The sequence below is a fragment of the Pseudomonas sp. TE12234 genome, from assembly GCF_054061835.1.
The window spans coordinates 18,505-42,670 of record NZ_JBSSEP010000023.1 but is presented as its reverse complement, the minus strand read 5'-3'; the positions used below and the strand labels follow the sequence as shown (position 1 = coordinate 42,670).

At 60.8% G+C, this 24,166-nt stretch carries 21 protein-coding genes; 13 read left to right on the top strand and 8 right to left on the bottom strand.

All coding sequences use genetic code 11. From position 1 onward, the window contains the following. The first annotated feature begins 38 nt into the window (after nucleotides 1-38). The 4 genes from ACVWYU_RS26930 to ACVWYU_RS26915 all read left to right on the top strand — a co-directional run bounded on the left by ACVWYU_RS26930 (nucleotide 39) and on the right by ACVWYU_RS26915 (nucleotide 6,193). Nucleotides 39-2,627, top strand: a complete 2,589-nt coding sequence (locus tag ACVWYU_RS26930; protein WP_457374131.1) for an EAL domain-containing protein — start codon at nucleotides 39-41, stop codon at nucleotides 2,625-2,627. A gap of 82 nt (nucleotides 2,628-2,709) precedes the next feature. Next, nucleotides 2,710-3,090: a RidA family protein gene (locus ACVWYU_RS26925; protein WP_090320103.1), complete on the top strand. Its 381-nt coding sequence runs from the start codon at nucleotides 2,710-2,712 to the stop codon at nucleotides 3,088-3,090. Between the two features lie 375 nt (nucleotides 3,091-3,465). After that, a complete protein-coding gene (locus ACVWYU_RS26920; RefSeq protein ID WP_457374130.1) occupies nucleotides 3,466-5,463 on the top strand; it encodes a peptidase U32 family protein in 1,998 nt (665 codons plus the stop codon). A gap of 283 nt (nucleotides 5,464-5,746) precedes the next feature. Further along, a complete protein-coding gene (locus tag ACVWYU_RS26915) occupies nucleotides 5,747-6,193 on the top strand; it encodes a cupin domain-containing protein (protein WP_457374129.1) in 447 nt (148 codons plus the stop codon). 24 nt (nucleotides 6,194-6,217) lie between these two features. On the opposite strand, the gene ACVWYU_RS26910 is transcribed toward ACVWYU_RS26915, so the two are convergent. Continuing rightward, nucleotides 6,218-7,636 (bottom strand): MFS transporter, encoded by a 1,419-nt coding sequence (locus ACVWYU_RS26910; protein ID WP_457374128.1) that lies wholly within the window; start codon nucleotides 7,634-7,636, stop codon nucleotides 6,218-6,220. 132 nt (nucleotides 7,637-7,768) lie between these two features. Between ACVWYU_RS26910 and ACVWYU_RS26905 the strand changes: the two genes are divergently transcribed. From ACVWYU_RS26905 to ACVWYU_RS26885, 5 genes are all read left to right on the top strand, one after another. Then, entirely contained in the window at nucleotides 7,769-8,659 is an 891-nt protein-coding gene (locus ACVWYU_RS26905; protein ID WP_390956495.1) for a LysR family transcriptional regulator, read from the top strand. Between the two features lie 554 nt (nucleotides 8,660-9,213). After that, nucleotides 9,214-10,560, top strand: a complete 1,347-nt coding sequence (locus ACVWYU_RS26900; protein WP_457374157.1) for a TackOD1 domain-containing metal-binding protein — start codon at nucleotides 9,214-9,216, stop codon at nucleotides 10,558-10,560. 5 nt (nucleotides 10,561-10,565) lie between these two features. Further along, nucleotides 10,566-11,894: a glycosyltransferase family 2 protein gene (locus tag ACVWYU_RS26895; protein WP_248915161.1), complete on the top strand. Its 1,329-nt coding sequence runs from the start codon at nucleotides 10,566-10,568 to the stop codon at nucleotides 11,892-11,894. Nucleotide 11,895: 1 nt separating this feature from the next. Further along, nucleotides 11,896-12,726 carry a hypothetical protein gene (locus ACVWYU_RS26890; protein WP_457374127.1) on the top strand — a complete coding sequence of 277 codons (831 nt, stop codon included), beginning with the start codon at nucleotides 11,896-11,898 and terminating at the stop codon, nucleotides 12,724-12,726. Between the two features lie 6 nt (nucleotides 12,727-12,732). Continuing rightward, the gene (locus ACVWYU_RS26885; RefSeq protein ID WP_457374126.1) at nucleotides 12,733-13,848 is read left to right on the top strand and encodes an HlyD family secretion protein; all 1,116 of its coding nucleotides are present in this window, start codon (nucleotides 12,733-12,735) and stop codon (nucleotides 13,846-13,848) included. A 58-nt stretch (nucleotides 13,849-13,906) separates the two neighbouring features. Here the strand turns inward: ACVWYU_RS26885 and ACVWYU_RS26880 are convergent, their stop codons facing one another. Next, entirely contained in the window at nucleotides 13,907-14,167 is a 261-nt protein-coding gene (locus ACVWYU_RS26880) for a hypothetical protein (protein ID WP_090320138.1), read from the bottom strand. Between the two features lie 326 nt (nucleotides 14,168-14,493). Between ACVWYU_RS26880 and ACVWYU_RS26875 the strand changes: the two genes are divergently transcribed. After that, entirely contained in the window at nucleotides 14,494-15,555 is a 1,062-nt protein-coding gene (locus ACVWYU_RS26875; RefSeq protein ID WP_457374125.1) for a hypothetical protein, read from the top strand. Nucleotides 15,556-15,571: 16 nt separating this feature from the next. After that, nucleotides 15,572-15,925 carry a DUF1428 domain-containing protein gene (locus ACVWYU_RS26870; RefSeq protein ID WP_457374124.1) on the top strand — a complete coding sequence of 118 codons (354 nt, stop codon included), beginning with the start codon at nucleotides 15,572-15,574 and terminating at the stop codon, nucleotides 15,923-15,925. A 14-nt stretch (nucleotides 15,926-15,939) separates the two neighbouring features. Here the strand turns inward: ACVWYU_RS26870 and ACVWYU_RS26865 are convergent, their stop codons facing one another. Beyond that, nucleotides 15,940-16,134: a hypothetical protein gene (locus ACVWYU_RS26865; protein ID WP_090320147.1), complete on the bottom strand. Its 195-nt coding sequence runs from the start codon at nucleotides 16,132-16,134 to the stop codon at nucleotides 15,940-15,942. Nucleotides 16,135-16,326: 192 nt separating this feature from the next. On the opposite strand from ACVWYU_RS26865, the gene thpR reads away from it, so the two are divergent. Further along, the gene (thpR, locus tag ACVWYU_RS26860) at nucleotides 16,327-16,866 is read left to right on the top strand and encodes an RNA 2',3'-cyclic phosphodiesterase (RefSeq protein WP_090320150.1); all 540 of its coding nucleotides are present in this window, start codon (nucleotides 16,327-16,329) and stop codon (nucleotides 16,864-16,866) included. A 323-nt stretch (nucleotides 16,867-17,189) separates the two neighbouring features. On the opposite strand, the gene ACVWYU_RS26855 is transcribed toward thpR, so the two are convergent. From ACVWYU_RS26855 to ACVWYU_RS26835, 5 genes are all read right to left on the bottom strand, one after another. Beyond that, nucleotides 17,190-18,287 (bottom strand): polyamine ABC transporter substrate-binding protein, encoded by a 1,098-nt coding sequence (locus ACVWYU_RS26855; RefSeq protein ID WP_090320152.1) that lies wholly within the window; start codon nucleotides 18,285-18,287, stop codon nucleotides 17,190-17,192. A gap of 148 nt (nucleotides 18,288-18,435) precedes the next feature. After that, complete coding sequence (locus ACVWYU_RS26850) at nucleotides 18,436-19,320, bottom strand: ABC transporter permease subunit (RefSeq protein WP_247257302.1); 885 nt, start codon at nucleotides 19,318-19,320, stop codon at nucleotides 18,436-18,438. Then, the gene (locus ACVWYU_RS26845) at nucleotides 19,317-20,198 is read right to left on the bottom strand and encodes an ABC transporter permease subunit (RefSeq protein WP_247257323.1); all 882 of its coding nucleotides are present in this window, start codon (nucleotides 20,196-20,198) and stop codon (nucleotides 19,317-19,319) included. The genes ACVWYU_RS26850 and ACVWYU_RS26845 overlap by 4 nt, the downstream gene beginning before the upstream one ends. A 29-nt stretch (nucleotides 20,199-20,227) precedes the next feature. After that, on the bottom strand, nucleotides 20,228-21,370 hold the full coding sequence (gene potA, locus ACVWYU_RS26840) for a polyamine ABC transporter ATP-binding protein (RefSeq protein WP_248915156.1): 1,143 nt from the start codon (nucleotides 21,368-21,370) through the stop codon (nucleotides 20,228-20,230). 289 nt (nucleotides 21,371-21,659) lie between these two features. After that, nucleotides 21,660-22,421: a gamma-glutamyl-gamma-aminobutyrate hydrolase family protein gene (locus ACVWYU_RS26835; protein WP_090320164.1), complete on the bottom strand. Its 762-nt coding sequence runs from the start codon at nucleotides 22,419-22,421 to the stop codon at nucleotides 21,660-21,662. A 283-nt stretch (nucleotides 22,422-22,704) separates the two neighbouring features. On the opposite strand from ACVWYU_RS26835, the gene ACVWYU_RS26830 reads away from it, so the two are divergent. After that, nucleotides 22,705-24,081 carry a glutamine synthetase family protein gene (locus ACVWYU_RS26830; protein ID WP_090320167.1) on the top strand — a complete coding sequence of 459 codons (1,377 nt, stop codon included), beginning with the start codon at nucleotides 22,705-22,707 and terminating at the stop codon, nucleotides 24,079-24,081. Nucleotides 24,082-24,166: the final 85 nt, after the last annotated feature.

Genomic DNA, 24,166 nt, shown 5'->3' with positions numbered 1-24,166 from the left:
GATGAAAGGCGGTGGTTGCACGGATAGAAGTGGCAGCGATGAACACAAGGGTCGAGCTGGCAACTGACGACGCGGCGCAAGGCTTGTTTGTGCAAACGCTGGAGCAGGCTATCGACGCCGTGGTGGTCGTGAATGAGCTCGACCTTGTGGTGTTTTTCAACGCCGCTGCCGAGCGCTTTTGGGGCTGCTCGCGCATGGACGTGCTGGGCCGTGCAGTCAGTGCCCTGATCCCCCGGGGGCTGAGCCTGACCCCGGACGATTCTTCCCGCGAGCACAGCGGTCTGGATGTGCGGATCCTGCGCCGCGACGGCCAGGAGCGCTGGGGTGTGATGTCCGTCTCGAAAATCACCCTGCACGATCAGACCCTGCATGCGGCGTTCCTCAAGGATGTCACGCACCTGCGCGTGCAAGACCTCGAGCACCGGCTGCTGTCGATGTCGATCAATGCCACGCATTCGGCGACCTGCATCGTCGACGCCCACAGGCAGCTTATCTACGTCAATGACGGGCTGATCCGCTTGCTGGGCTATTCCCGTGAAGAGGTGATCGGGCAATCACCGATGCTGTTCTTCGTGCCCGACGCGCGGGCCGAAACTCACGCGGAGCCGGAGCTGGAAGCCGTTCTCTGCGGTCAGCCTCACGAGTTCAGCGCGCTTGTCAGCAAACGCAGCGGCCAGCGCCTGTGGGTGCATGTGTCCTCGACGCCCGTGTTCGACGCTCGGGATCAGGTCGAGCACGTGGTGATCGTGCTGACGGACATTACCCAGTCAAAGCTGCATGAGGTGCTGCAAAACAAAGTCATCGGCGCATTGCTCAAGGAAGAGTCGCTGGAAAGCGTGCTGACGCTGTTGTGCCATGAAATCGAACGCATCGCCCCCGAAGTCATCGTTTCGATCCTCAGTGTCGACCCGCAAGGGATTCTGCATCCCCTGGCCAGCCCCGGTTTGCCGACCGAATACTCCAGGGCCATCGAAGGCCTGGCCATCGGCCCCGTGGCGGGGTCCTGCGGTACCGCCGCCTACCGGGGCGAGCCCGTGCTGGTGACCGACATCAATAACGACCCGCTCTGGGCGGACTACAAGCACCTGGCTCAACAGTCCGGCTTGCAGGCTTGCTGGTCGATGCCGGTGCGCAACGGTGCCGGGCGCATCGCCGCGACCTTTGCCCTGTATTTCCGCGAAAGCCGCGGGCCTGACCCCTTGCACGGCCATCTGGTCAAAGCGGGCACCCATCTGTGCATGTTGGCGCTCGAACGCGAGCAAGCCCGCCAATCCATTCGAAAAATGGCCTTTTACGACGGCCTGACCGGCCTGCCCAATCGCAGTTTCCTGCTCGCCCAAGCGCAGCGCACCCTGGTCGCAATGGCGCGTGAGCAGGCGGAGCTGGCCGTGCTGTTCGTCGATCTGGATCGTTTCAAGCAAATCAACGATGCCTTGGGCCATGCGTCGGGTGACGAGTTGTTGCGCGTCATGGCGCACCGGTTGCGCAGCGTGTTGCGAGAGTCCGACCTGGTCGGGCGTCTGTCCGGCGACGAGTTCGTGCTGGTGCTGCCACGCATGAACGCCACACAGGTCGCGACTTTTCTCGAGCGGCTGATGCTGCTCCTGAGTCGCCCGACCACGATTGCCGGCATATCTGTGGTCGTTTCGGCCAGCATTGGCATCAGCCTGTTTCCCGGTGACGGGCGTGACATGGAGAGCCTGTTGCACCGTGCCGACATTGCGATGTATCAGGCCAAACGCATCGAACGCGGCAGCTTCAGCTTCTTTGTCGAAGAGATGACCCGGAAGGCTCAAGACCGATTGGTCATGGAGACAGCGTTGCGCAACGCCATGGCCAACGACAGTCTTGAGCTGTTCTACCAGCCACAGATCGATCTCAACAACGGCAGGCTGGTGGGTGTCGAGGCATTGGCACGCTGGGCGCATCCGATACTGGGCGACATCTCGCCAAGGCAATTCATACCGCTGGCCGAGGAGTGCGGGCTGATCAATGAACTGAGTCAATGGGTGCTGCAAGCGGCGTGTGAGCAACTGGCCGCGTGGCGGCGACAAGGATTGGCGATTGCGTCGCTCTCGATCAACCTGTCGCCGATCAACTTTCACAACCTCGACCTGGCCGAGCTGATTGCCGGCCAATTGCAGCGATACGGCTTGCAACCCGCTGACTTGTGCGTGGAAGTGACCGAGGGTGTGGTGCTTTGCAACAGTCCAGGCACCCATAAAACCATCCGCGATCTGCATGCGCTGGGAGTGCGGCTGGCCATCGATGATTTCGGCACGGGCTATTCCAGTCTGGGCTATCTGCGGCACCTGCCGATCAGCGAGCTGAAGCTGGACAAGAGTTTTGTCGACGACCTGGAACACGACAGGTCTTGCCGGGCCCTGAGCGAGTCGGTCATCGGCATCGGCAGGAGTCTGTCGTTGACCGTGGTGGCGGAAGGGATTGAGTCCGCCGTCCAGCGCGACATCCTCAAGGCCCAGGGTTACGAGATCGGCCAGGGCAATTTCTTCTCGGTCCCGCTGCCTGCCCAGGCCTTCGCGCCACTCATTGATCTGGCAAACGCGGGCGGGGCCGTGTGCAACGGGGCAGGGCCGCTCTGCCTGGGGCTGGGGATTTCGAGCTGATTAAGGGACGGCCTGACAATGGCACTGTAAACTGGCCGCCCGGTTTCGACCGACCCTTTACCCATTCAAGCAAGAGTTGCCCATGGCCAATCAAGACATCACCTTTGTTCCGGACCCCGATGCCGATTCCATCTCCTCCGACGTCGCCGGTTTTGGCGGCCTGTTGGTCTCCACCCAGATCCCGACCCGCGCCGACGGCAGCCTGGAGCTGGGCGACATCACCCTGCAGAGCGAATGCACCCTGCAGGCGCTGAAGGTGGCGCTGGAGCGTGCCGGCAGTTCCATGGACCGGGTTCTGCACCTGACCATCTACCTCACCGACATGGCCGACCGCGCCGCCTTCAACGAGGTTTACCAACGCTTTTTCGCCAAACCATGGCCGGTACGCGCCGCCGTTGGCGTAGCCGCGCTGGCGGTCGAAGGCATGCGCGTGGAAGTCACCGCGATGGCCGCCAAGGGCTGATCCCTTTCAGCGACACTCACCCTGTGGGAGCGGGCTTGCCCGCGATGGCGGTGGGTCAGACAACCAAGATGCTGGATGTGCCGCCCCCATCGCGGGCAAGCCCGCTCCCACAGGGATTGTGGGTGTCTGCGGAGTCTGAGGGCGACCAAAAACTCTGTGGGAGCTGGCTTGTCGCATCGCAGCGAAAGCGGAGTATCAGGCGATGTTGATATTGACCGTGCTGACGCCATCGCGGGCAAGCCCGCTCCCATAGTTGATCTGCTGTGTTTTGAAGAAAGTCAGCAAGTGAGCGCCATCGGGCAGCCTGTGGGTGCCGGTCTAGGGTTTCGCCGCTACAATGCGTGCCTTGATCGTGACAGGCCAGACTAAAAACACATGTCCCTACCCAAGCATCACCTCGAATTGCTCAGCCCCGCCCGCGACGTAGCCATCGCCCGCGAGGCCATTTTGCATGGCGCCGACGCCGTGTACCTGGGCGGCCCAAGCTTCGGCGCCCGCCACAATGCCTGCAACGAAGTGAGCGATATCGCCCAACTGGTGGAGTTTGCCCATCGCTACCACGCCCGGGTGTTCACCACCATCAACACCATCCTGCACGACAACGAGCTGGAGCCGGCGCGCAAGCTGATCCACGAACTCTATGATGCCGGGGTCGACGCACTGATCGTCCAGGACCTGGGCGTGATGGAACTGGATATCCCGCCGATCGAACTGCACGCCAGTACCCAGACCGACATCCGTACCCTGGCGCGGGCCAAATTCCTCGATCAGGCCGGTTTCTCGCAACTGGTGCTGGCCCGTGAGCTGAACCTGCAGGAAATCCGCGCCATCGCCGACGAGACCGACGCGGCGATCGAGTTCTTCATCCACGGCGCGCTGTGCGTGGCATTTTCCGGCCAGTGCAACATTTCCCACGCGCAGACCGGCCGCAGCGCCAACCGGGGCGACTGCTCCCAGGCCTGCCGTCTGCCGTACACCCTGAAAGACGAAAAGGGCGGGGTCATCGCCTACGAGAAGCATCTGCTGTCGATGAAGGACAACAACCAGAGCGCCAACATCCGCGCCCTGGTCGAAGCCGGCGTGCGCTCGTTCAAGATCGAAGGGCGCTACAAGGACATGGGCTATGTGAAGAACATCACCGCCTATTACCGCCAGCGCCTCGACGCTGTGCTCGAAGACCGCCCGGACCTGGCCCGTGCCTCCAGCGGCCGCACCGCGCACTTTTTCCTGCCCGATCCGGACAAGACCTTCCACCGCGGCAGCACCGACTACTTCGTCAGCGAACGCAAGATCGACATCGGCGCCTTCGACTCGCCGACCTTCACCGGCCTGCCGGTGGGCGTGGTGGAAAAAGTCGGCAAGCGCGATCTGCTGGTGGTCACCCACGAGCCGCTGTCCAACGGCGACGGCCTCAATGTGCTGGTCAAGCGTGAAGTGGTGGGCTGGCGCACCAACATCGCCGAGCCCAAGGGCGAGTTCGAAGAGGACGGCGAGAAGCGCTACCGCTACCGCGTCGAGCCGAACGAGATGCCAAAAGGCTTGCACCAGTTGCGCCCCAATCACCCGCTCAGCCGCAACCTGGATCACAACTGGGCCCAGGCGCTGCAAAAGACGTCCGCCGAGCGCCGGATCGGCCTTTCGTGGGTCGCGCACCTGCGTGAAGAGCGCCTGGAACTGACCGCCACCAGTGAAGAGGGCGTCAGCGCCAGCGTTAGCCTCGACGGTCCGTTCGGTGTGGCCAACAAGCCGGAACAGGCCCTGGAACAACTGCACGATCTGCTGGGCCAGTTGGGCACCACCGAGTACCACGCTACGAACATCAAGCTCGACGCCCCCCAGGCCTGGTTCATCCCCAACTCGCAGCTCAAGGCCTTGCGCCGCGAAGTGATCGAAGCACTGACCGTGGCGCGCATCTCCGCACATCCACGGGGCGGTCGCAAAGCCGAGACCAACCCGCCGCCGGTGTACCCGGAATCGCACCTGTCGTTCCTGGCCAACGTCTACAATCAGAAGGCCCGTGATTTCTATCACCGTCACGGCGTCAAGCTGATCGACGCGGCCTACGAGGCCCACGAAGAGGCCGGCGAAGTGCCGGTGATGATCACCAAGCACTGCCTGCGGTTCTCCTTCAACCTGTGCCCGAAACAGGCCAAGGGCGTGACGGGCGTGCGCACCAAGGTAGCGCCGATGCAACTGGTGCACGGCGATGAAGTGCTGACGCTGAAGTTCGACTGCAAGCCGTGCGAAATGCACGTGATCGGCAAGATGAAGGGCCACATCCTGGACCTGCCGCAACCGGGCAGCGCTCAGTCGGTGGTCGGCCACATCAGCCCTGAAGACCTGCTCAAGACCATCCCTCGCGCCCCTCACTGAGTGACCGGCGAGCGCGACGTCACGGCGTCGTGCTCGCCCCATCCCGGGCAACAGCGCCATTGAAACCTTTGCGCGGACTGCTGCATCAGCAGGCCGGCTTGCGCAAAGCTTCCGGCCTGCAACCGCTTGCGGTTTGTATTGCAACGTATCTTCAGCCGCAACAGTGACGTACGCATACAAAACAGGGCCCAGCGCGACACATGCGCGATACACGGTGAACGCCTAATGGCGCTGCCCCACAACGGCACCCGCGCTTTTACCCTGCGCTCACTGGAGAATGGCTATGTCCCGAATCAACACCCGTTACGCTGCTGGCTGGCTTGGCGTTGCGCTGGTCACCGCGACACTCGGCACCTTTACCGGCCTCGCTCAGGCGCAGGAGAGCAAAGCCCCGGCGAAAAACTGGCAGGCCGGGCTCTCGCGTACCGATCTGGTCCGTCGTGACCTCGATGTCGAAGGACGTGAAGTCATTCAGGTCCGGGTCGATTTCGATGCCGGCGTGACGTCGCCCAAGCATTCCCATCCCGGCGTCGAAGTCGCCTACGTGATTGACGGCACCTTTGAATATCAACTCGAAGGGCAACCACCGGTCACGCTCAAGGCCGGTGATTCGCTGTACATCCCGGCGGGCATCGCCCATGTGGCGAAGAACATCGGCCAGGGCAAAGGCTCGGAGCTGGCGACCTACATCGTCAAAAAGGACACGCCACTGGTGGTGTTGCAGCCGTAGACGGCAGCCGCCTGAATCAGCGGTTCAGGCGTGTTCACGGCGGCGGCTGACCAGGGCGATCAGGCAAGCGATACCGATCAGCCCCCACGCGACCATGAACGTCACGCGCATGCCGCTGGCAACCGCCTCGGGATGCGCGGTATTGATGTCGACCGAGTTCGATGCCAGGGCAAACACCGCGCCCAGTACAGAGGCCCCGGTGATCAGGCCGAGATTGCGCGACAGGTTGAGCAAGGCGGACACCACGCCCCGCTGGTCAGGCGCCACATCATTCATGACAACGGTGTTGTTGGCAGTCTGGAACACCGCATAACCCAGGGTGATGATGACCATGGGCGCGAGGTAGCCGCCGATGCCGAACGATGTTGGCAGCATTGACAAGGTGAAACAGCCTAGCGCAATGGCGATGAGCCCGGCCAGGGTCATGCGCCGCGCGCCGAAGCGGTCGGCCATGCGCCCGGCGGGCACGCCGGACAGTGCCGCCACCAGCGGCCCGACGGACAACACCAACCCGACCCCGACCGCATCCAGCCCGAGCGCCCGCGACAGATAGAAGGGCCCGACCACCAACGTTGCCATCATCACCGTCGTCACCAGCAGGCTCATGGCCAGACTGGCGCTCAACTGCGGATCGCGGAACATCGCCAGTCGAATCAGCGGCGCCGCGACGCGTGTCTGCACCCGAATGAACAGGCCGACGCCCACGCACGCCGCCAGCAACAAGGCGATGTTCAACGGACCAAAGTGGCCGCGACCAAGGGTCATGGCCAATGCATAAGCGCCCAGGGTCACGGCCAACAGCAGGCTGCCGAGCGGGTCGAAACCGCTGCGTACGGTGTTCGCTTTGCGCTGATCGGCCGGCAAGTGGCGATAGGCAAGCAGCAGCGTCACCAGGCCCAACGGCAGCATCATCAGGAACATCGCCCGCCAGCCGAATCCGCCGATCAACAGCCCACCGAGGGAAGGTCCCATCGCGGTGCCAATCGCTGACATCGTCCCGAGCAAGCCCATGGCGCTGCCGGTCTTCTCCTTTGGCACCGTCTCGCTGACGAAGGCCAGGGTCAGGGCCATCATGATCGCCGCGCCGAGGCCTTGCACGGCCCTCGCGCCAATCAGCAGGCCGAGGGTCGGTGCCAGGCCGCACAAGGCCGAAGCCAGGGTGAACAGACCGATCCCGCTCAAGAGCAGGCGCCGCCGCCCGACCAGGTCGCCGAGCCGTCCGACACTGACGATCAGCGTGGTGATGGCCAGCAGATACGCGAGGACGACCCACTGCACCTGCTGGAAGGAAGCCTCGAACGCCTGGGCCAGCGTCGGCAAACCCACGTTGGCGATGCTGGTGCCGAGGGCGGACAGCAGCATCGACATTGACAGGCTGGCCAGTGCCCACCTGACGGATCCTGTTCGTTGCGTGCCTTCTGTCATTGCCGTTGTGGAATTCATGGGTCCCCCTGTCGTGGCCACTCCCGATTGGAGCTATCGCAAAACTACGCCCGCGCCTAACATGGCGGAAGACGCACCCTTTGCAATTAATACGTGCGTTCAACGCCCTATAAGCCCGCCACGAGGCATCCCATGTCCAGCGCCGATTTCAACTTGCTGATCACCCTAGATGTGCTGCTGGCAGAAGGCAGCGTGGCCCGCGCCGCCAAGCGCTTGCGCCTGAGCCCTTCGGCGATGAGCAGGGCGCTGGCGCGATTGCGCGAAACCACTGGCGATCCGTTGCTGGTCAGGGCCGGACGCGGTCTGGTGCCCACGCCCCGGGCGCTGGCGTTGCGTGAGCGGGTCAGTCAATTGGTGCAGGAGGTCGAAGCGGTATTGCGTCCGGCCGAGCAACCGGACCTCGCGCAATTGGTTCGCACGTTCACGCTGCGGACCAGCGAAGGTTTCGTCGACAATTTCGGCGCCAGGCTGATTGCACGCGTCGCCGGGCAAGCGCCCGGTGTGCGCCTGCGCTTCGTGCACAAACCGGACAAAGACAGCACGTCACTGCGTGACGGCACGGTGGATCTGGAAACCGGGGTGGTGGGCAAGGGCGCCGGTCCGGAGTTGCGCACCCAGGGTCTGTTTCGTGACCGCTTGATCGGCGTGGTGCGTTCGGGGCATCCGTTGAGTCAGGGCCCGATGAGTGCCGCACGTTTCGCCGCAGGCAGTCACATCAGCGTGTCCCGGCGCGGCCTGGACAAGGGGCCGATTGATGATGCCCTTGAATTGCTCGGGCTGGAGCGCCAGGTCGCCACCATCGTCGCCGGTTTTTCCACGGCTCTATCGCTCGCCCGGGCCAGCGATTTGATCGTCAGCGTGCCGGAGCGCCACACCGCAGACCTGCGACAAGGCATGCACAGTTTCGAGCTTCCTTTATCGTTGCCCACGTTCACCGTGGCCATGCTCTGGCACCCGCGAATGGATGCCGACCCCGTGCATCGCTGGTTACGTGAATGTCTTCGAGTGGTTTGTTCGGAATAGAAAGTAACTGAAGAAACAGTCAGTTTAAATTCGTGGCAACTTAGTCGATATATTGAGTGCTGGTGTTAAGCTGTTGTTACTGATTTTGTATGTGTGGGCCTTTTGTTATATGAGCGAAGATAATCATATAAAAATACTTTGAACTTATGCCGTTGGATGAGGTATGCGGCAGGCTCAATAATTATAAATGTCTAAAGAGAAGAGTTCGCAAGTGTGGTGACTGGCGCAACGCTATCAATGTGGCGATTTACTAGTACTGCGGATATATACAATAATTTGCCCTTTTATATTGTCTAGCTAATTGATTTATATCGATAAATTAGTTTGTATTATTTGAGTCATGATTGTTGTTATTGCTAAACAGAAGCCGGGTTATCGGGGAAAATGGCTGACGAAGTGCTGTTGCCGTGTATCTGGAAAGAAATCAAAATAAATCGAACGCTTTTCTTCATCGGTGTTAGTGTTGGTCACTTCAATAAACCGCACTTGTCGTTCTGTAGAGGACGTGCGTCATGTCGATTCCAAATCCTCGAATCGCGATACTCGGTAATAGAGTGCCAAGTTTGAACCTTCCCGGACTTGAACACTTTTCCGACCTTGGCAGTCTGTTGGCTGCCCGCGCATTTGATGTGGTACTGCTGGACATGCCCGCCGCTTATGCGGGGAAAGTGCTGCGAAAGCTGCGCTCTATCCCGCCGTATCGCTACACCCTCATTTACTGTTGCCGCGACCAGGATGGCTGGTGTGAGGCCTTGGGTGATGGTGCATGCCCGGTCGATGCCAGCGAGATCAAGCAGCTTTGGGTCGCCTGGCAAGAGCGCTTCAGGTTGCTTGAACAAGGCGCCGCGCCCGAGCGATTTGAAAGCCGGGTGTTGTCCTGGCTGTGGTTACGCGGCAACACCTATGTGTATGCGTTGCGCGACCCGGAGGTGCCCCAGCATTACCGCTACCCGCTGCTGGAAGCCCTGGCTGACAACGAGCAGATCAATGCCTTTGTCTGGTTGGGCTTGATGGTGCAGCAAGGCTGGCTGGAAGAGGGGGTGCTGGTCGATCGGGTTCGCCTCTGTTCGGAATGCGGTTCGGGCCGGCTCAATTACATCGACGTCTGCGCCGAGTGTCAGGCCCTGGACATTTCGCGACAACCTTCCTTGCACTGCTTTACCTGTGGGCATGTGGGCCCGCAGGAATCCTTTCTCAAAGACGGCGTGCTGCTGTGCCCCAACTGTTTGAGCCGGCTGCGTCACATCGGTACCGATTACGACCGCCCGATGGAAAACTATCGCTGCCGCTCATGCCAGGCGTTTTTTGTCGATGCCGAAGTGCAGGCGCGTTGCCTGGATTGCGGCTTGTCGCATACGCCGGACAAATTGCGTGTCCGCGAGGTCAGGGATTTCCGCCTGACCGAAGCCGGACGGTTCCGCTGCCGCCAGGAGTTCAGCGAGCGATCGGTCCCCGGCTTTGGTCGGCTCAACCTGCTGGGCGGCAAGGATTTCTATGATCTGCTGAGCTGGCAGATCCAGATTGTGCGCCGCTATCCGGTGCCGACCTTCTCCCTGATCGGAATGCGCTTCGTCAACCTGAGCGGGACCTTGTCGCAACTGGGGGAACAACGCGGTCATGCCTTCATCGATAGCGTGGCCGATCGTTTGAAGGAAACCGTGCGGGAAACGGACCGCTGCTCGCGAAGCACCGAAGAGTTCTTCTGGATCATGCTGCCCCATACCGACGGCAAGGGTCTGGAATGCGTCAAACAACGCTTGAGCCGGATTGCCGAGCTGTTTTCGGCGCCGGAGGTCAGCGACCTCTCCCTGCGTGTCGTCAGCATCACGGCGCCGGACGATCTTCTTGATCAGGAAGATGGTCAATTACTGTTGGCCCGTTTGGCCGGCGAGTTGGTGTGACACCCATGAACCCGTTGATGGAACAACTCTACAACGCGCTGGGCGGGCTTGCCGGGGCGGATGGTCTGAGCCGGTTGTTCTACATGCTCTTTCCATCGTTTCTGATTTTTGAATTGCCGATGATGATCCTGGTGATGCTGGGCGTGCTGCGCTGGTTCGCACGTCGGCGTTCCCGCGTGCCGAAGATCAGCGTTTATCAGCCCAAGGTATCGTGCATCATCACCTGCTACAGCGAAGGAATGGACGTGCAGACCACGCTCCTGAGCCTGTGCGAGCAGACGTATGGCGGCCACATCGAGATGATTCCCGTGGTGGACGGCGCCACCGTGAACCAGGCGACGCTGGCCGCCGTGCGCAGTTTCAACGTGGACCCGCAGTTGTACCCCCGGCGCCATTTGCGCCCGATCGCCAAATGGCAGCGGGGCGGACGGGTGTCTTCATTGAACGCCGGCCTGTCGCTGGCCAGCGGCGAAATCGTGATGGCGCTCGATGGCGATACGTCCTTCGACAACAACATGGTCAGCGCCATCGTGCGGCATTTCGAAGACCCCATGGTGCCCGCGGTGGCCGGTAGCCTGCGGGTACGCAACGTCTGGGGCTCCTGGGTCACGGCGATGCAGTCGCTGGAGTACCTGCTGTCGATCCACATGTCGAAAATCGGCCTGGCCGAATGGAATCTGGTCAACAACGTGTCCGGTGCCTTTGGCGCCTTCCGCCGTAGCTTCCTGGTGAAAATCGGCGGCTGGAACACCCATACAGCCGAAGACCTTGACCTGACGCTGCGCATCAAGAGCTACTTCAAGCGCCATGACCTGAGAATCCCGTTCGAGCCTGAAGCGATCGGTCACACCGACGCGCCCGCGACACTCAGTCAATTCCTGATGCAGCGATTGCGTTGGGACGGCGACCTGTTCTTTCTGTACATCAGAAAGCACAACCGCAACATCAGTCCGAAATTATTAGGCTGGAAAACCTTTTTGATGATCCTGGTGACCGGCTTCTTTTTCCAGCTGGTGCTGCCGTTCATCATCTTCAGCTACACCTTGCTGGCGATCTTCATCCTGCCGGGCATGACCCTGCTGTTTCTGTTTTCGCTGATCTATCTGTTGTACCTGACGATCACCGTGCTGATGTTCGGCGCCATGCTGTTGATGGTGTCCGACCGCCCCCGGCAAGACATGACCCTGGGCTTGCTGGTGCCTTTTTTCCCGATGTTCATGTTGCTCCTGCGTTGCTGGAGCGTGGTCGCCATGCTCAACGAAATGTTCCGTCGCGGGCATGAAGAAAGCTCGATGGCGCCGTGGTGGGTGCTCAAACGCGCCACGAGGTTTTGATATGCGATCAATCCTTCTGGCCCTGTGCTTGCCCCTGCTGGTGGCCCAGCCGTTGATGGCTCAGGCGGCGCAAGCGCAAAGATGGTCCCAGGCCAGTTATGTCTGGGACAGCGAAGCCTTGCTCGATCCTGACCAGCGGCCGGCTGAACTGGAGGCACTGCGCAACGCCGGGATGGACAAGATTTACCTGGGCCTCAAGGCCGCTCAGATCAAAGACCTGGGCGCGACCCGCCAGCGCCTGGAACAACTGCTGCGGGACGCGGCGGACAAGGGGGTACAAGTCAGCCTGTTACTGGGCGATCCGAGCTGGATCGAGCCGCCGGAACGCCATCAGCTCACCGATCTGCTGGGAAAACTCAAAGGGCTTGCCTTCATCAGCCTGCACCTGGACCTGGAGGTCGAGCAACTGGGCATGCCCGTCCCGGATCAGCGCCTTAAAGACTGGCTCGAAACCTTGCATACAGCCTCTTCAGTGAGCCCATGGCCGGTCGAGATTTCCAGTCACCATCGCTGGTTCGCTGATCCCAAACCCGGACACCCCTGCGTGCCCTGTGCGCTTCCCGATGCGGGCGTGCGTCAGGTCAGCCTGATGATTTACACGCGCAATCCGAACAACAGCGCGCGAATGGTAGAGCAAATCGCCAGGCGCTGGCCCGACCTGCAATTTCGCCTGGCACAAAGCACGGAGCCGCAACTGGACGCCACGGAGTCCTGGGCCGGCGCTTCGACCGAACAGTTGCAACACCAGAGCAGCGTCTGGCGTGAACAACTGCAACCTCTCGGGATTGCCGGCATTGACTGGCAAGCCTGGCGAGACTTTCCAAAACGGTGAACCCTCATGAAGATTCGTTTTGATAGTCGCAAGGAACTGAGCCCGACCCAGGAGCAGGGTTTGAACGTGCTCTATGCCCCGGGCAAACGCACGGCGTTTCGCGTGCGCTGGTATTTAATCCTGTTCCTGGTCGCCAGCCCGTTGATCTGGCTGGGCGGCAAACTGGCCTACGGGATGCTGATGATCGACGCGCCGGCTCAGTTGCGCTTGCCGATCATCGAAGTGCGCGCACGGGATACCGGTCGGGTCGAGCAACTGTTCGTCAAGGCCGGCGACCAGATCGGCGTCAATCAACCCCTGGTCAATCTCGACAACCCCGAATGGCGGGCCCGGCTATCGCAACTGGCGGCCATGCCGACCAACACGACGCCGGCACGCAATACCAAATTGGGCGGCAGCGAGCGACAGTTGCTCAATACCCGCATAGGGAGGGCGCAGGAGCGTGTGAAGGTGCTGGAAGACCTGGTGGATCGAGGTGCCGTCTCTCCGGGAGAAGTGTTGACGGCCAAGTCTGAGCTGGATGGCTTCAGGGCCGATCTGTTGGCGTTCGAGCGCCGCGAGCAACTGGCCAATCAGGCGCCGTTGAGCGTCGAGCGAGATGTCATTCAACAGAACGCCGAACTGCAGTGGCTGAAGACGCGCCTGGCCGCGCTGCCGATCAAGGCCCCGCAGGGCGGGCGAGTGGCGGAAGTCATGGTCAACCCCGGTGAAAACGTCGGAGCCGGCACCTTGCTGATGCGCATCGAGCGACAGGAAGACCCGCTGCTGTGGATTTACCTGGAGCCGCAGAACATCAGCTACGCCGCGATTGGCCAGGCGCTGCGCGTTCGCATGCCCAATGGGGACTGGCTGGATGCCCATGTTGTCCAGGCTGTGGACAGTGCCGGGCGTACACCCACGGTGTTGCGAGGACCATTCACGGCCAGCGAAATGGGTTTGCAGGTCGCCGCCCGGTTTGATCACCCGCTGCCGGCGAAATGGCGAATCGATCAACTGCCGTTGAATGTGCGGTTCCCCACCGACTGGCAACAAATGTTCGCCGACAGCCGTGAGCTCATCGAGCAAGTGGGGGATCTCTTTGCCATTGGTCGGGCAACGGCGACCGCCCAGGAAAGCCGTTGAAGGATCACCTGCGATCAATCATCGCCGACCCGATGGACGCGTCGTCTGGGTCGGCCCCTCAGATGTACTGATGGCGGCGCGCCGTCGCGGCGACTTCGGTCGCCAGCAAATGCTCGGCCAGCACATCGTTCAAGAACCGGAACTGATCGTTGAGCCCCACCACTTCGTTGTTGAAGTGATTGGCGGCGGCCGGAATCAGCAAGGCTTCGAATTTTTTGTCGAATACCAGGGTCAACACTTTACGAGACTCGAAAGGTTGCGAGTAATAGTTGCTGCCGAACACCGGGAAGCTCACGGACAGGGTGACTTCGTTGATCATGACGTGCGCTCCTCGGAGAGGACGAACCAGCCCAATACACTCAACGTGAAGGCCGTCAGGGCCAGACAGGTCAGGAGATGGATCAGCATGGTACGGCCCTCCGCTACAGGGTTTCGTGTTGGGTTGGAATCGATCCTACGCTGACGGTGGCGGGGCGGAAGGCATTCGTGGCGATGGTGAATATCGACGCAAGTGATGGTCGGTTTTTGCGGGGTATCTGAGGGCCACGATCCACGCTCAGCCGACAATGGCCGCCACCTATACTCAATTGAGGGGCTCTTGAACACCGAACATTCCGTTCGGAGCCGACTTTAGGAACCGTGATCTTGAACCTGCGCTGGTTGATCGTCGCCGTGCTGGTGGTGTTGGCCGGGTGCGCCATGTCGCCGCGCGCGCCGGTGGAAGCACCGCAAGTGGTGATTTCTCCCAGCACCTGGCAACAAGTGGATCGGGAGATCATCCTGGCGTCGCAATCGGCGACCGAACAGACAAAAATCTACGCGCAGGGCGCCATGGACTACTGGCGCACCCGGGTCTACGAACTGACCGAGCAGAATTTCATCCCCTGGTTCAGCAGTTACTGGACCCAGGAATGGCTGTCGATGAAGGTCAGCTGGTACACCATCAACGCCAAGGGCGAGCAGGACGCCACGGAAAGGCGTCTGGCCGCTTATCTGCTGGAGCAGTATCAGGAAAAGGTTCTGGCGCCGGTGGCGGTGGAGATCGACCCGAACGCGATTCTCAGCCTGGCGGCGGCCTTCTACGTGGACATTCTCAAGGAAGAACTGCAGAAAATCTCCCAGCGCCATGACGTGCCGATGGCGCAACTCAATGGCCGTATCCAGAAAATCCCGGCCATTGCCCTTGGGCCACCACCGGCCCGGGACGCCTCGCTCTATCAGGTCGTTTACACTGATTTGAACGCCTTGCCGGCCTACTCCGCGTTGGTCGACAAGATCCACAAGGCCGGCGGCACTAAAGGCGTTGGCTCAACGGACACCGCCATGGCGCCGGTGGCCAAGCGCGCAAGCCAACGGATGGAAGCCGAAATGGCCCCGCGCGGGGCGGCCAGTGCGGTGGCGGCGGCCGCCGGCAAACTCGCTGGCGGGTTGATTACCGTGGGGGTGGCGGGGGTTCGCGCATTGATTCAGGCCGCTGACCGGCCGGACAGCGAAGCGTTGATTCGCAGCAGCCTGGGCAACACCTTCGACAAAGCCTGGATCAAGCTGGTGCAGGATCCGAACACCGGTGTCATGGCCGGGACTTTGTACATGGCCGCGCAAATCGAAGGCAGCCTGGCCCAGAGTGCTGAACCGCCGGTCGGTATAGGCGTGGGGACTGTCGATTGGAGCCCGACTGATTCGACTAATCAGCAGCTCAACCCATGACTGAAGGAGAACACCCATGTCTTATGTAGATGGTTTTATCGCGGCGGTGCCCACCGCCAATCGTGAAAAATTCAAGAAACACGCCGAAATCGCTGCAACGATCTTCAAGGAAAACGGCGCATTGAGCCTGGCCGAGTGCTGGGGTGAAGACGTACCGGAAGGCAAGGTCACTTCGTTCCCGATGGCGGTAAAACTCAAGGAAGACGAGACCGTGGTGTTTGGCTGGATCATCTGGCCGGACAAGGCCACCCGCAATGCCGGGATGGAGAAAATGATGAAAGACCCGCGCACGCAGCCGGACGTCAGTCCGATTCCGTTCGATGGCCAGCGCATGGTGTTCGGCGGTTTCGAGCTGCTCGTCAAGGCTTGAGCCCGCTCGCAGGGTCACTCTGACGTCGGGGTGATCCTGCAGCTCTTGCGATGGCGAATTTCGTCATCGGTCGGCCGTACCCTGACGAATTCGAAACGCGGCTCGCCTTCGCTGTAGTGCACCAGCCAGCCCCATTCCAGTTCGAACTCATCCTGGCCGGGCCTGGGTGGCTCGGCCCACCATGGTTCCTTGCTGATGATCTGTCGCATGGCCCCCTCCGGTTGATTCGCCAGCCTCAACTATAGACCTGTGGCGAGGGCGCTTGCTCCCGCCGGAGATCTCTGTGGGAGCCGGCTTGCCGGCGAAGGCGTTTTCATTGACGCCGCATCGTTGCCTTCGCTGACCCAGCGCCCTTGCCACAGGTTGTACACTCAGGCGGTGTCCCCGCCGAGGTGCCCTGCATGAATGACGAATCCCGCGAGCCGTTCAAACGGCTGTTTTTTGCCCTGGGTTGCGCCCCCGCGCAACGCAAGGCCATCGCCCAGTGGCGCGGCGCGCTGCAACTGCGTAGCGGACGCCCGGTGCCGGTGGAGAACTTCCATCTGACCCTGAAGTTTCTCGGCTCGGTGGCGGTAGGGCAGATTGCGGACATCTGCACGGCGGTCGCGTCTGTACGCACCCCCGGCGCGCGATTGACCGTGGCCCTTGATCGGCTGGATGTCTGGCGCAGGGCAGGGGTGTTGGTATTGGCGCCGGAGCAGGCACCGCCGGCGCTGCTGCGCCTGGTGTATGACCTGGAGCAGGCCTTGTTGCCGTTTGGGCTGGAGGACGCACCACGGGAGTTTCGTCCGCACCTGACCCTGGCCCGCGACTATCGGGCGCCGGTGCCCGAGTCGACCTCGCCGCCGGAGTTTTTCCTGCGCGCCGACCGTTTCACCCTGTTCGAATCCCACAAGGGCCGCTACCGGGCGCTGGCCGATTGGCCGCTGGGGGTGGCATAGGAACTGCTATAAAAAAAGGCGCCTGGGGGCGTAATACCAGTCAGTTAAGGATGAACACTGTACCTGTGGCGAGCGAGCTTGCTCGCGCTGGACTGCGTAGCAGTCCCATTTTTTTAGGGCCGCTTCGCGCCCCAGCGCAAGCAAGCTTGCTCGCCACAGGTTACTGAGTGCTCGCTCTATCTCTTAACTGATCGGCATTAGCCCGAAGGCGCCGAAACTCACCTTAACCGAGGAGCCAGGTGAGTGATGCAGCGGTGGTAAGGCGCTGCATGAACGTAAATCGGACCATCAAATTTCGACCGCTTCACCCACAGGGTGATGCGTTATTTACCCAGCTTCACCTTGGTCCAGCCCCGGGTCATCACCCGCTGCACACCGATCGGCATGTCGGGAATGGCATACAGGGTCGCCATCACTTCCTGGGGTGGATACGAACCCGGATCGTTGCGAATCGATTCATCCACCAGCGGCGTGGCGGCCGCGTTGGCATTGCTGTAGCCGACGTTGTTGGTGATCTCGGCGATGATGTCCGGGCGCATCAGGAAATTCATGAACAGGTGGGCGTTCTCGACGTTGGCGGCATCACGCGGGATGGCGACCATGTCGTAGAAACTGCCGGCCCCTTCTTTGGGGATGCTGTAGTCGATCTTCACCTTGTCGCCGGCTTCCAGGGCGCGGGCCTTGGCTTGCAGCACGTCGCCGGAGTAACCGACCGCCACGCAGATGTTGCCGTTGGCCAGGTCCGAGATGTACTTCGAGGAGTGGAAGTACGCCACCGACGGGCGAATCTTCATGAACAGCGCTTCGGCTTGCGCGATGTGTTGCTTGTCCTGATCGTTCACCGGGTAGCCCAGGTAATGCAGGGCGGCCGGGAGCATCTCGGTCGGCGAATCGAGGAAACTGATGCCGCAGGCTTTGAGTTTTTCCGCGTTCTCCGGTTTGAACAGCAGGTCCCAGGAATTGGTCGGGGCATTGGCGCCGAGCACTTCCCTGACCTTGTCCGGGTTGAAGCCGATGCCGATCGAACCCCACATGTACGGGAAGGCATGGCTGTTACCGGGATCACTGGCGGAGGCGTTTTTCAGCAGGACCGGATTGAGGTTTTTCCAGTTCGGCAGCTTGGATTTATCCAGTTCCTGATAGACCCCGGCCTTGATCTGCTTGGCCAGGAAACTGTTGGAAGGGACGACGATGTCGTAGCCGGATTTGCCCGCCAGCAGGCGTGCTTCAAGGGTTTCGTTACTGTCGAACACATCGTAGGTCACCTGGATGCCAGTCTCGTCTTCGAACTTCTTGACGGTATCCGGGGCAATGTAATCCGACCAGTTGTAGACGCGCAGTACCTTGTCATTGGCCTGGGCGCCGGTGGCAATCGCGCCCAATAAGGACAGTGTCAGCAGAGTCCTGCCAAACATTTTCATCGGTACAACTCCATTTCTTTTCTTATTCAAAACACACAAAGTGCAGTAGACACAAAACCTGTGGCAGTGAGCCCCAATACCTGGGTGGTTACACAGTGCCTGTGGCGAGGGAGCAAGCTCCCTCGCCACAAGGAGCAAGTCCCAGGACTTACGCCGTCGCTCCCAGCATTTTCTTCTCAGGCGCCTGCCACGATTCGCTGGCAGTCTGGTCCATCGCTTCCTGGATCGCCCGCTTGCGGGTGGCTTCGGCACGGCGGCTGAAGTACCAGACCATGAAGGTCACGATCGAGACCGCCAACAGGATCAGGCTGGCCACGGCGTTGATCTCCGGCTTCACGCCCAGACGCACCGCCGAGAACACTTCCATCGGCAGGGTCGTGGAACCCGGGCCGGAGACGAAGCTCGCCAGTACCAGGTCATCCAGCGACAGGGCGAACGACATCATGCCGCCGGCGGCCAGGGAGGGCGCGATCATTGGAATGGTGATCAGGAAGAACACCTTGAATGGCTTCGCACCCAGGTCCATGGCCGCTTCTTCGATGGACAGATCCAGCTCGCGAAGGCGCGCGGAGACTACCACTGCCACATAGGCGGCACAAAACGTGGTGTGGGCGATCCAGATGGTCACGATGCCGCGTTCCATCGGCCAGCCAATCAACTGCGCCATGGCCACGAACAGCAGCAACAGCGACAGACCGGTGATCACTTCCGGCATCACCAGCGGTGCGGTGACCAGGCCGCCGAACAGCGTGCGACCCTTGAAGCGGGTCACGCGGGTCAGGACGAACGCCGCCAGTGTTCCCAGGGCCACGGCCGCCAGCGCGGTGTAGCAAGCGATCTCCAGCGAGCGCACCACCGAACCCATCAACTGGGTGTTGTCGAGCAGGCCGGCGTACCACTTGAACGACCAGCCACCCCATACCGTCACCAGTTTCGAGGCGTTGAACGAGTAGATCACCAGAATCAGCATCGGCAGGTAGATAAACGACAGGCCGAGCACCAGCATCATTTTTGAAAAGCCGAAACGTTTCATCCTCGTGCCTCCATTTCTTTGGCCTGACTGCGGTTGAACAGCAGGATCGGCACAATCAGGATCAACAGCATCACCACCGCCAGGGCGGACGCCACCGGCCAGTCGCGGTTATTGAAGAACTCTTGCCACAGCACGCGACCGATCATCAGGGTCTCCGGGCCACCGAGCAGTTCCGGGATCACGAACTCACCGACCACTGGAATGAACACCAGCATGCAGCCGGCGATGATGCCGTTCTTGGCCAGCGGCACGGTGATTTTCCAGAAGCTGTTGAAGGTGCTGGAACCCAGGTCCGATGCGGCTTCCAGCAGACTCTGATCGTGCTTCACCAGGTTGGCGTACAGCGGCAGGATCATGAACGGCAGATACGCATACACCACGCCGATATAAACGGCGGTGTTGGTGTTGAGGATCTCGATCGGGTGATCGATCAGCCCGGTCCACAGCAGGAACGCATTGAGCAAACCGTTGTTGCTGAGGATGCCCATCCAGGCGTAGACGCGGATCAGGATCGCGGTCCAGGTCGGCATCATGATCAGCAGCATCAAGACGTTTTGCGCTTCCTTGCTCGCCTTGGTAATGGCGTAGGCCATCGGAAAACCGATCACCAGGCACATCATTGTGCTGAACAGCGCGACCTTCAACGAACCCAGGTAGGCGGAGAGGTACAGCTCATCTTCGCCCAGCATGGTGTAGTTGCCGATGTTGAGCATCAGCTGGAATTTCTGCTCGGCGTAGGTGTAGATCTCCGAGTAGGGCGGAATGGCCAGGGCCGCTTCCGAGAAGCTGATCTTCATCACCAGGAAGAACGGCAACAGGAAAAACAGGCACAGCCACAGGAAGGGAATCCCGATGACGAATTTTCGTCCACTGGGCACCAGGCGCAGGAATTGCTGATTGAAGGTTTTCATGCGCGCAGTACCACGCCGCTGTCGTCTTCCCACCACACGTAGACCTGATCGTCCCAGGTCGGACGTGCGCCACGGCGTTCGGCGTTGGCCATGAACGACTGCACGACTTTGCCGCCAGGCAACTCCACGTAGAACACCGAGTGACCGCCGAGGTAGGCGATGTCATGCACCTTGCCGCTGGACCAGTTGTAGCGGGCCTCTGGCTTGGTGGTGCTGACCAGCAGTTTTTCCGGGCGGATGGCGTAGGTGATCGACTTGTCCTGCACCGAAGTGCTGACGCCGTGACCGACGTAGATCTTCTGTTCCAGGTCCGGGCTGTGAATGATCGCGTAGCCTTCCAGGTCTTCGACGACGGTGCCTTCGAAGGCGTTCACGTTGCCGATGAACTCGCAGACCATGCGGCTGACCGGTGCTTCATAGATGTCCACCGGGCTGCCGATCTGGGCGATCCAGCCCAGGTGCATGATGGCGATGCGCTGGGCCATGGTCATGGCCTCTTCCTGGTCGTGGGTCACCATCACGCAGGTCACGCCCACGCGCTCGATGATTTCCACCAGTTCCAGCTGCATCTGCGAACGCAGCTTTTTATCCAGTGCGCCCATCGGTTCGTCGAGCAACAGCAATTTCGGACGCTTGGCCAGGGAGCGGGCCAGGGCCACGCGCTGACGCTGGCCGCCGGACAACTGGTGGGGTTTGCGCTTGGCGTACTGGGTCATGTGCACCAGGCGCAGCATTTCTTCCACGCGGGCGTCGATTTCCGCGGCGGGCAAACGGTCCTGCTTGAGGCCGAAGGCGATGTTCTGCGCCACGGTCATGTGCGGGAACAACGCGTAGGACTGGAACATCATGTTGATCGGCCGCTCGTAGGGCGGCATGTCGGTGATGTCGACACCGTCGAGCAGGATGCGGCCTTCGGTCGGCCGTTCGAAGCCGGCGAGCATGCGCAGCAGCGTCGATTTGCCGGAGCCGGAGCCACCGAGCAGGGCAAAGATTTCGCCTTGATGGATTTCCAGGGACACATCGTCCACGGCGGTGGTTTCGTCGAATTTCTTGGTGACGCGGTCGACTTTCACCAACACCTTTTTCGGTGCCTGGTGACCTTCAAGAGCCTTCCGGTAGATGCTGGAGGCGTTTGCCATTTGAAACTCCCAACAGGTTTCAGTCGTCGGGCCAACGCGGCCTGACTTAATAGTTGATTGCAAACCCTTGCCGGGCTGTGTCAGTCAGTCGAAACGCTGGTCCCACAGGGTCTCGCGTTTGACTCACTGGCCCGCACCGCTCGGGTTTATTCGGCGCCGCCGTCCTGGCTGCCTGGTAGTACTTGTTGTTATTGCAGTGTGTTGTTGTCGTGAGGGACCGACGCGCACAAGCGCGCCCGCCTGACTCACGGGGGCAGTGAAATCGTTGAATCGTGTTTGAGGTCGTCAGTCAGCGCCCATGACGCAGCGCCGCCCGTTGCCGGCACGCCTCACCAAACGCCTGGAAAATTCTCAAATAAGGAGGATTCGACAAGACCTGCCATTCCGGGTGCCATTGCACGCCGAGGGCGAAGGCCTTGCTGTGCTCGACCGAGACCGCTTCGATCAGGCCGTCCGGCGCGAGCGCTTCGGCGCGCAGGCCGGGGGCGAGTCGGTCGATGCCCTGGCTGTGAATCGAATTGACCTGGAATTGCGTGGGCAGGTCCAGTGCCTGGAACACGCCGCCCGGTTGCACGTCGACGGTGTGCGCCGGTGCGTATTGCACCGCCAGGTCAGGGTGGTTGGCTTCACGATGATCAAGGAAGCCGGGCAATTCATGGACCTTCTGATGCAGGCTGCCACCGAACGCCACGTTCATCTCCTGAAAGCCGCGGCAGATGCCGAGCACCGGGACGCCGGCCGCAATGGCCGCACGGATCAGGGGAAGGGTGGTGCGATCCCGCTGGGGATCGTGTTCCGTGCCGGGAGCGCTGTCCGGGCCTTGATAGTGGAAAGGTTCCACGTTCGAAGGCGAGCCGGTCAGCAACAGGCCGTCGAGCTGCGGCAGCAGGTCCTCGATTTCGGTCAGTTCAGCCAGGGAAGGAATGACGACAGGCAGCCCCAGTGCGGCAACGCTGACAGCACGCAAGTACTTGTCGCCGCTGACGTGGTAGGGATGCAGGCCAATCTGTTTGACGCATGCAGTAACGCCGATCAATGGCTTGAATGCCATTTTTATCACCTCGAAGTTTCACACTTGAACGAGCTTTTCCGGAGCTTAGCCTTGTTGATTTTAATTAACAACTCTCATGTAAAAAATTCTAAACGCCGCACGTCTGAAGATCAGGATTTACGTGTGTTTGAGGGGGTATCTGGCACTCTCGTGCTTCTGAGAGGCCCAAAAATAAACGCTGAAAGGCTCAGTGTTCGCTATTGACTTCACTTTGCCTTTCGGATTGACTGGGCTCGTGAAAGGGCGGTGAACATAATAATTAACAGTAAAAAATAGGTGCATCATGTCGGTCCCTCTGCGTACCGTTCAACTCAACGAAGCAAACGCATTCCTTAAGAAATATCCTGAGGTTTTGTACGTCGACCTTCTGATTGCGGATATGAACGGTGTGGTGCGCGGCAAGCGCATCGAACGCACCAGTCTTCATAAGGTTTACGAGAAAGGCATCAACCTGCCGGCGTCTCTGTTTGCTCTGGACATCAACGGCTCGACGGTGGAAAGCACCGGCCTGGGTCTGGACATCGGCGACTCCGACCGTATCTGCTACCCCATCCCTGGCACCCTCAGCATCGAGCCCTGGCAGAAGCGCCCGACCGCGCAACTGTTAATGACCATGCACGAGCTGGAAGGCGAGCCGTTCTTCGCTGACCCGCGTGAGGTGCTGGCCAATATCGTGCGCAAGTTCGATGACATGGGCCTGACCATCTGCGCCGCGTTCGAACTGGAGTTCTACCTGATCGACCAGGACAACGTGAACGGTCGTCCGCAGTCGCCACGTTCGCCGGTCTCCGGCAAGCGTCCGATGTCGACCCAGGTGTACCTGATCGACGACCTCGACGAATACGTCGACTGCCTGCAAGACATCCTCGAAGGCGCGAAAGAGCAGGGCATCCCGGCTGACGCCATCGTCAAGGAAAGCGCCCCGGCGCAGTTCGAAGTCAACCTGCATCACGTGGCCGATCCGATCAAGGCATGCGACTACGCGGTCCTGCTCAAGCGTCTGGTGAAGAACATCGCCTACGACCACGAGATGGACACCACCTTCATGGCCAAGCCGTATCCGGGCCAGGCGGGCAACGGTCTGCACGTCCACATTTCGGTTCTCGACAAAGACGGCAAGAACATCTTTGCCAGCGAGGATCCCGAGCAGAACGCCGCGCTGCGACATGCGATCGGCGGTGTGCTCGAGACCCTGCCGGCGCAGATGGCGTTCCTCTGCCCGAACGTCAACTCCTACCGTCGTTTCGGCGCACAGTTCTACGTGCCGAATTCGCCAAGCTGGGGCATCGACAACCGTACCGTGGCGGTACGCGTGCCGACCGGTTCGCCGGACGCCGTGCGCATCGAACACCGCGTGGCCGGTGCCGACGCCAACCCGTACCTGCTGATGGCTTCGGTCCTGGCGGGCGTGCACCACGGTCTGACCAATCAGATCGAGCCAGGCGCCCCGGTGGAAGGCAACAGCTACGAGCAAAACGAACAGAGCCTGCCGAACAACCTGCGCGATGCACTGCGCGAGCTGGACGACAGCGAAGTCATGGCCAAATACATCGACCCGATGTACATCGACGTGTTCGTGGCGTGCAAGGAAAGCGAGCTGGCCGAGTTCGAGAACTCCATCTCCGACCTTGAGTACAACTGGTACCTGCATACCGTTTAACAGCGCCGACACCCAACCCGTGGCGAGGGAGCTTGCTCCCGCTGGGCCGCGTAGCGGCCCCAAAAGATGGGACTGCTGAGCAGTC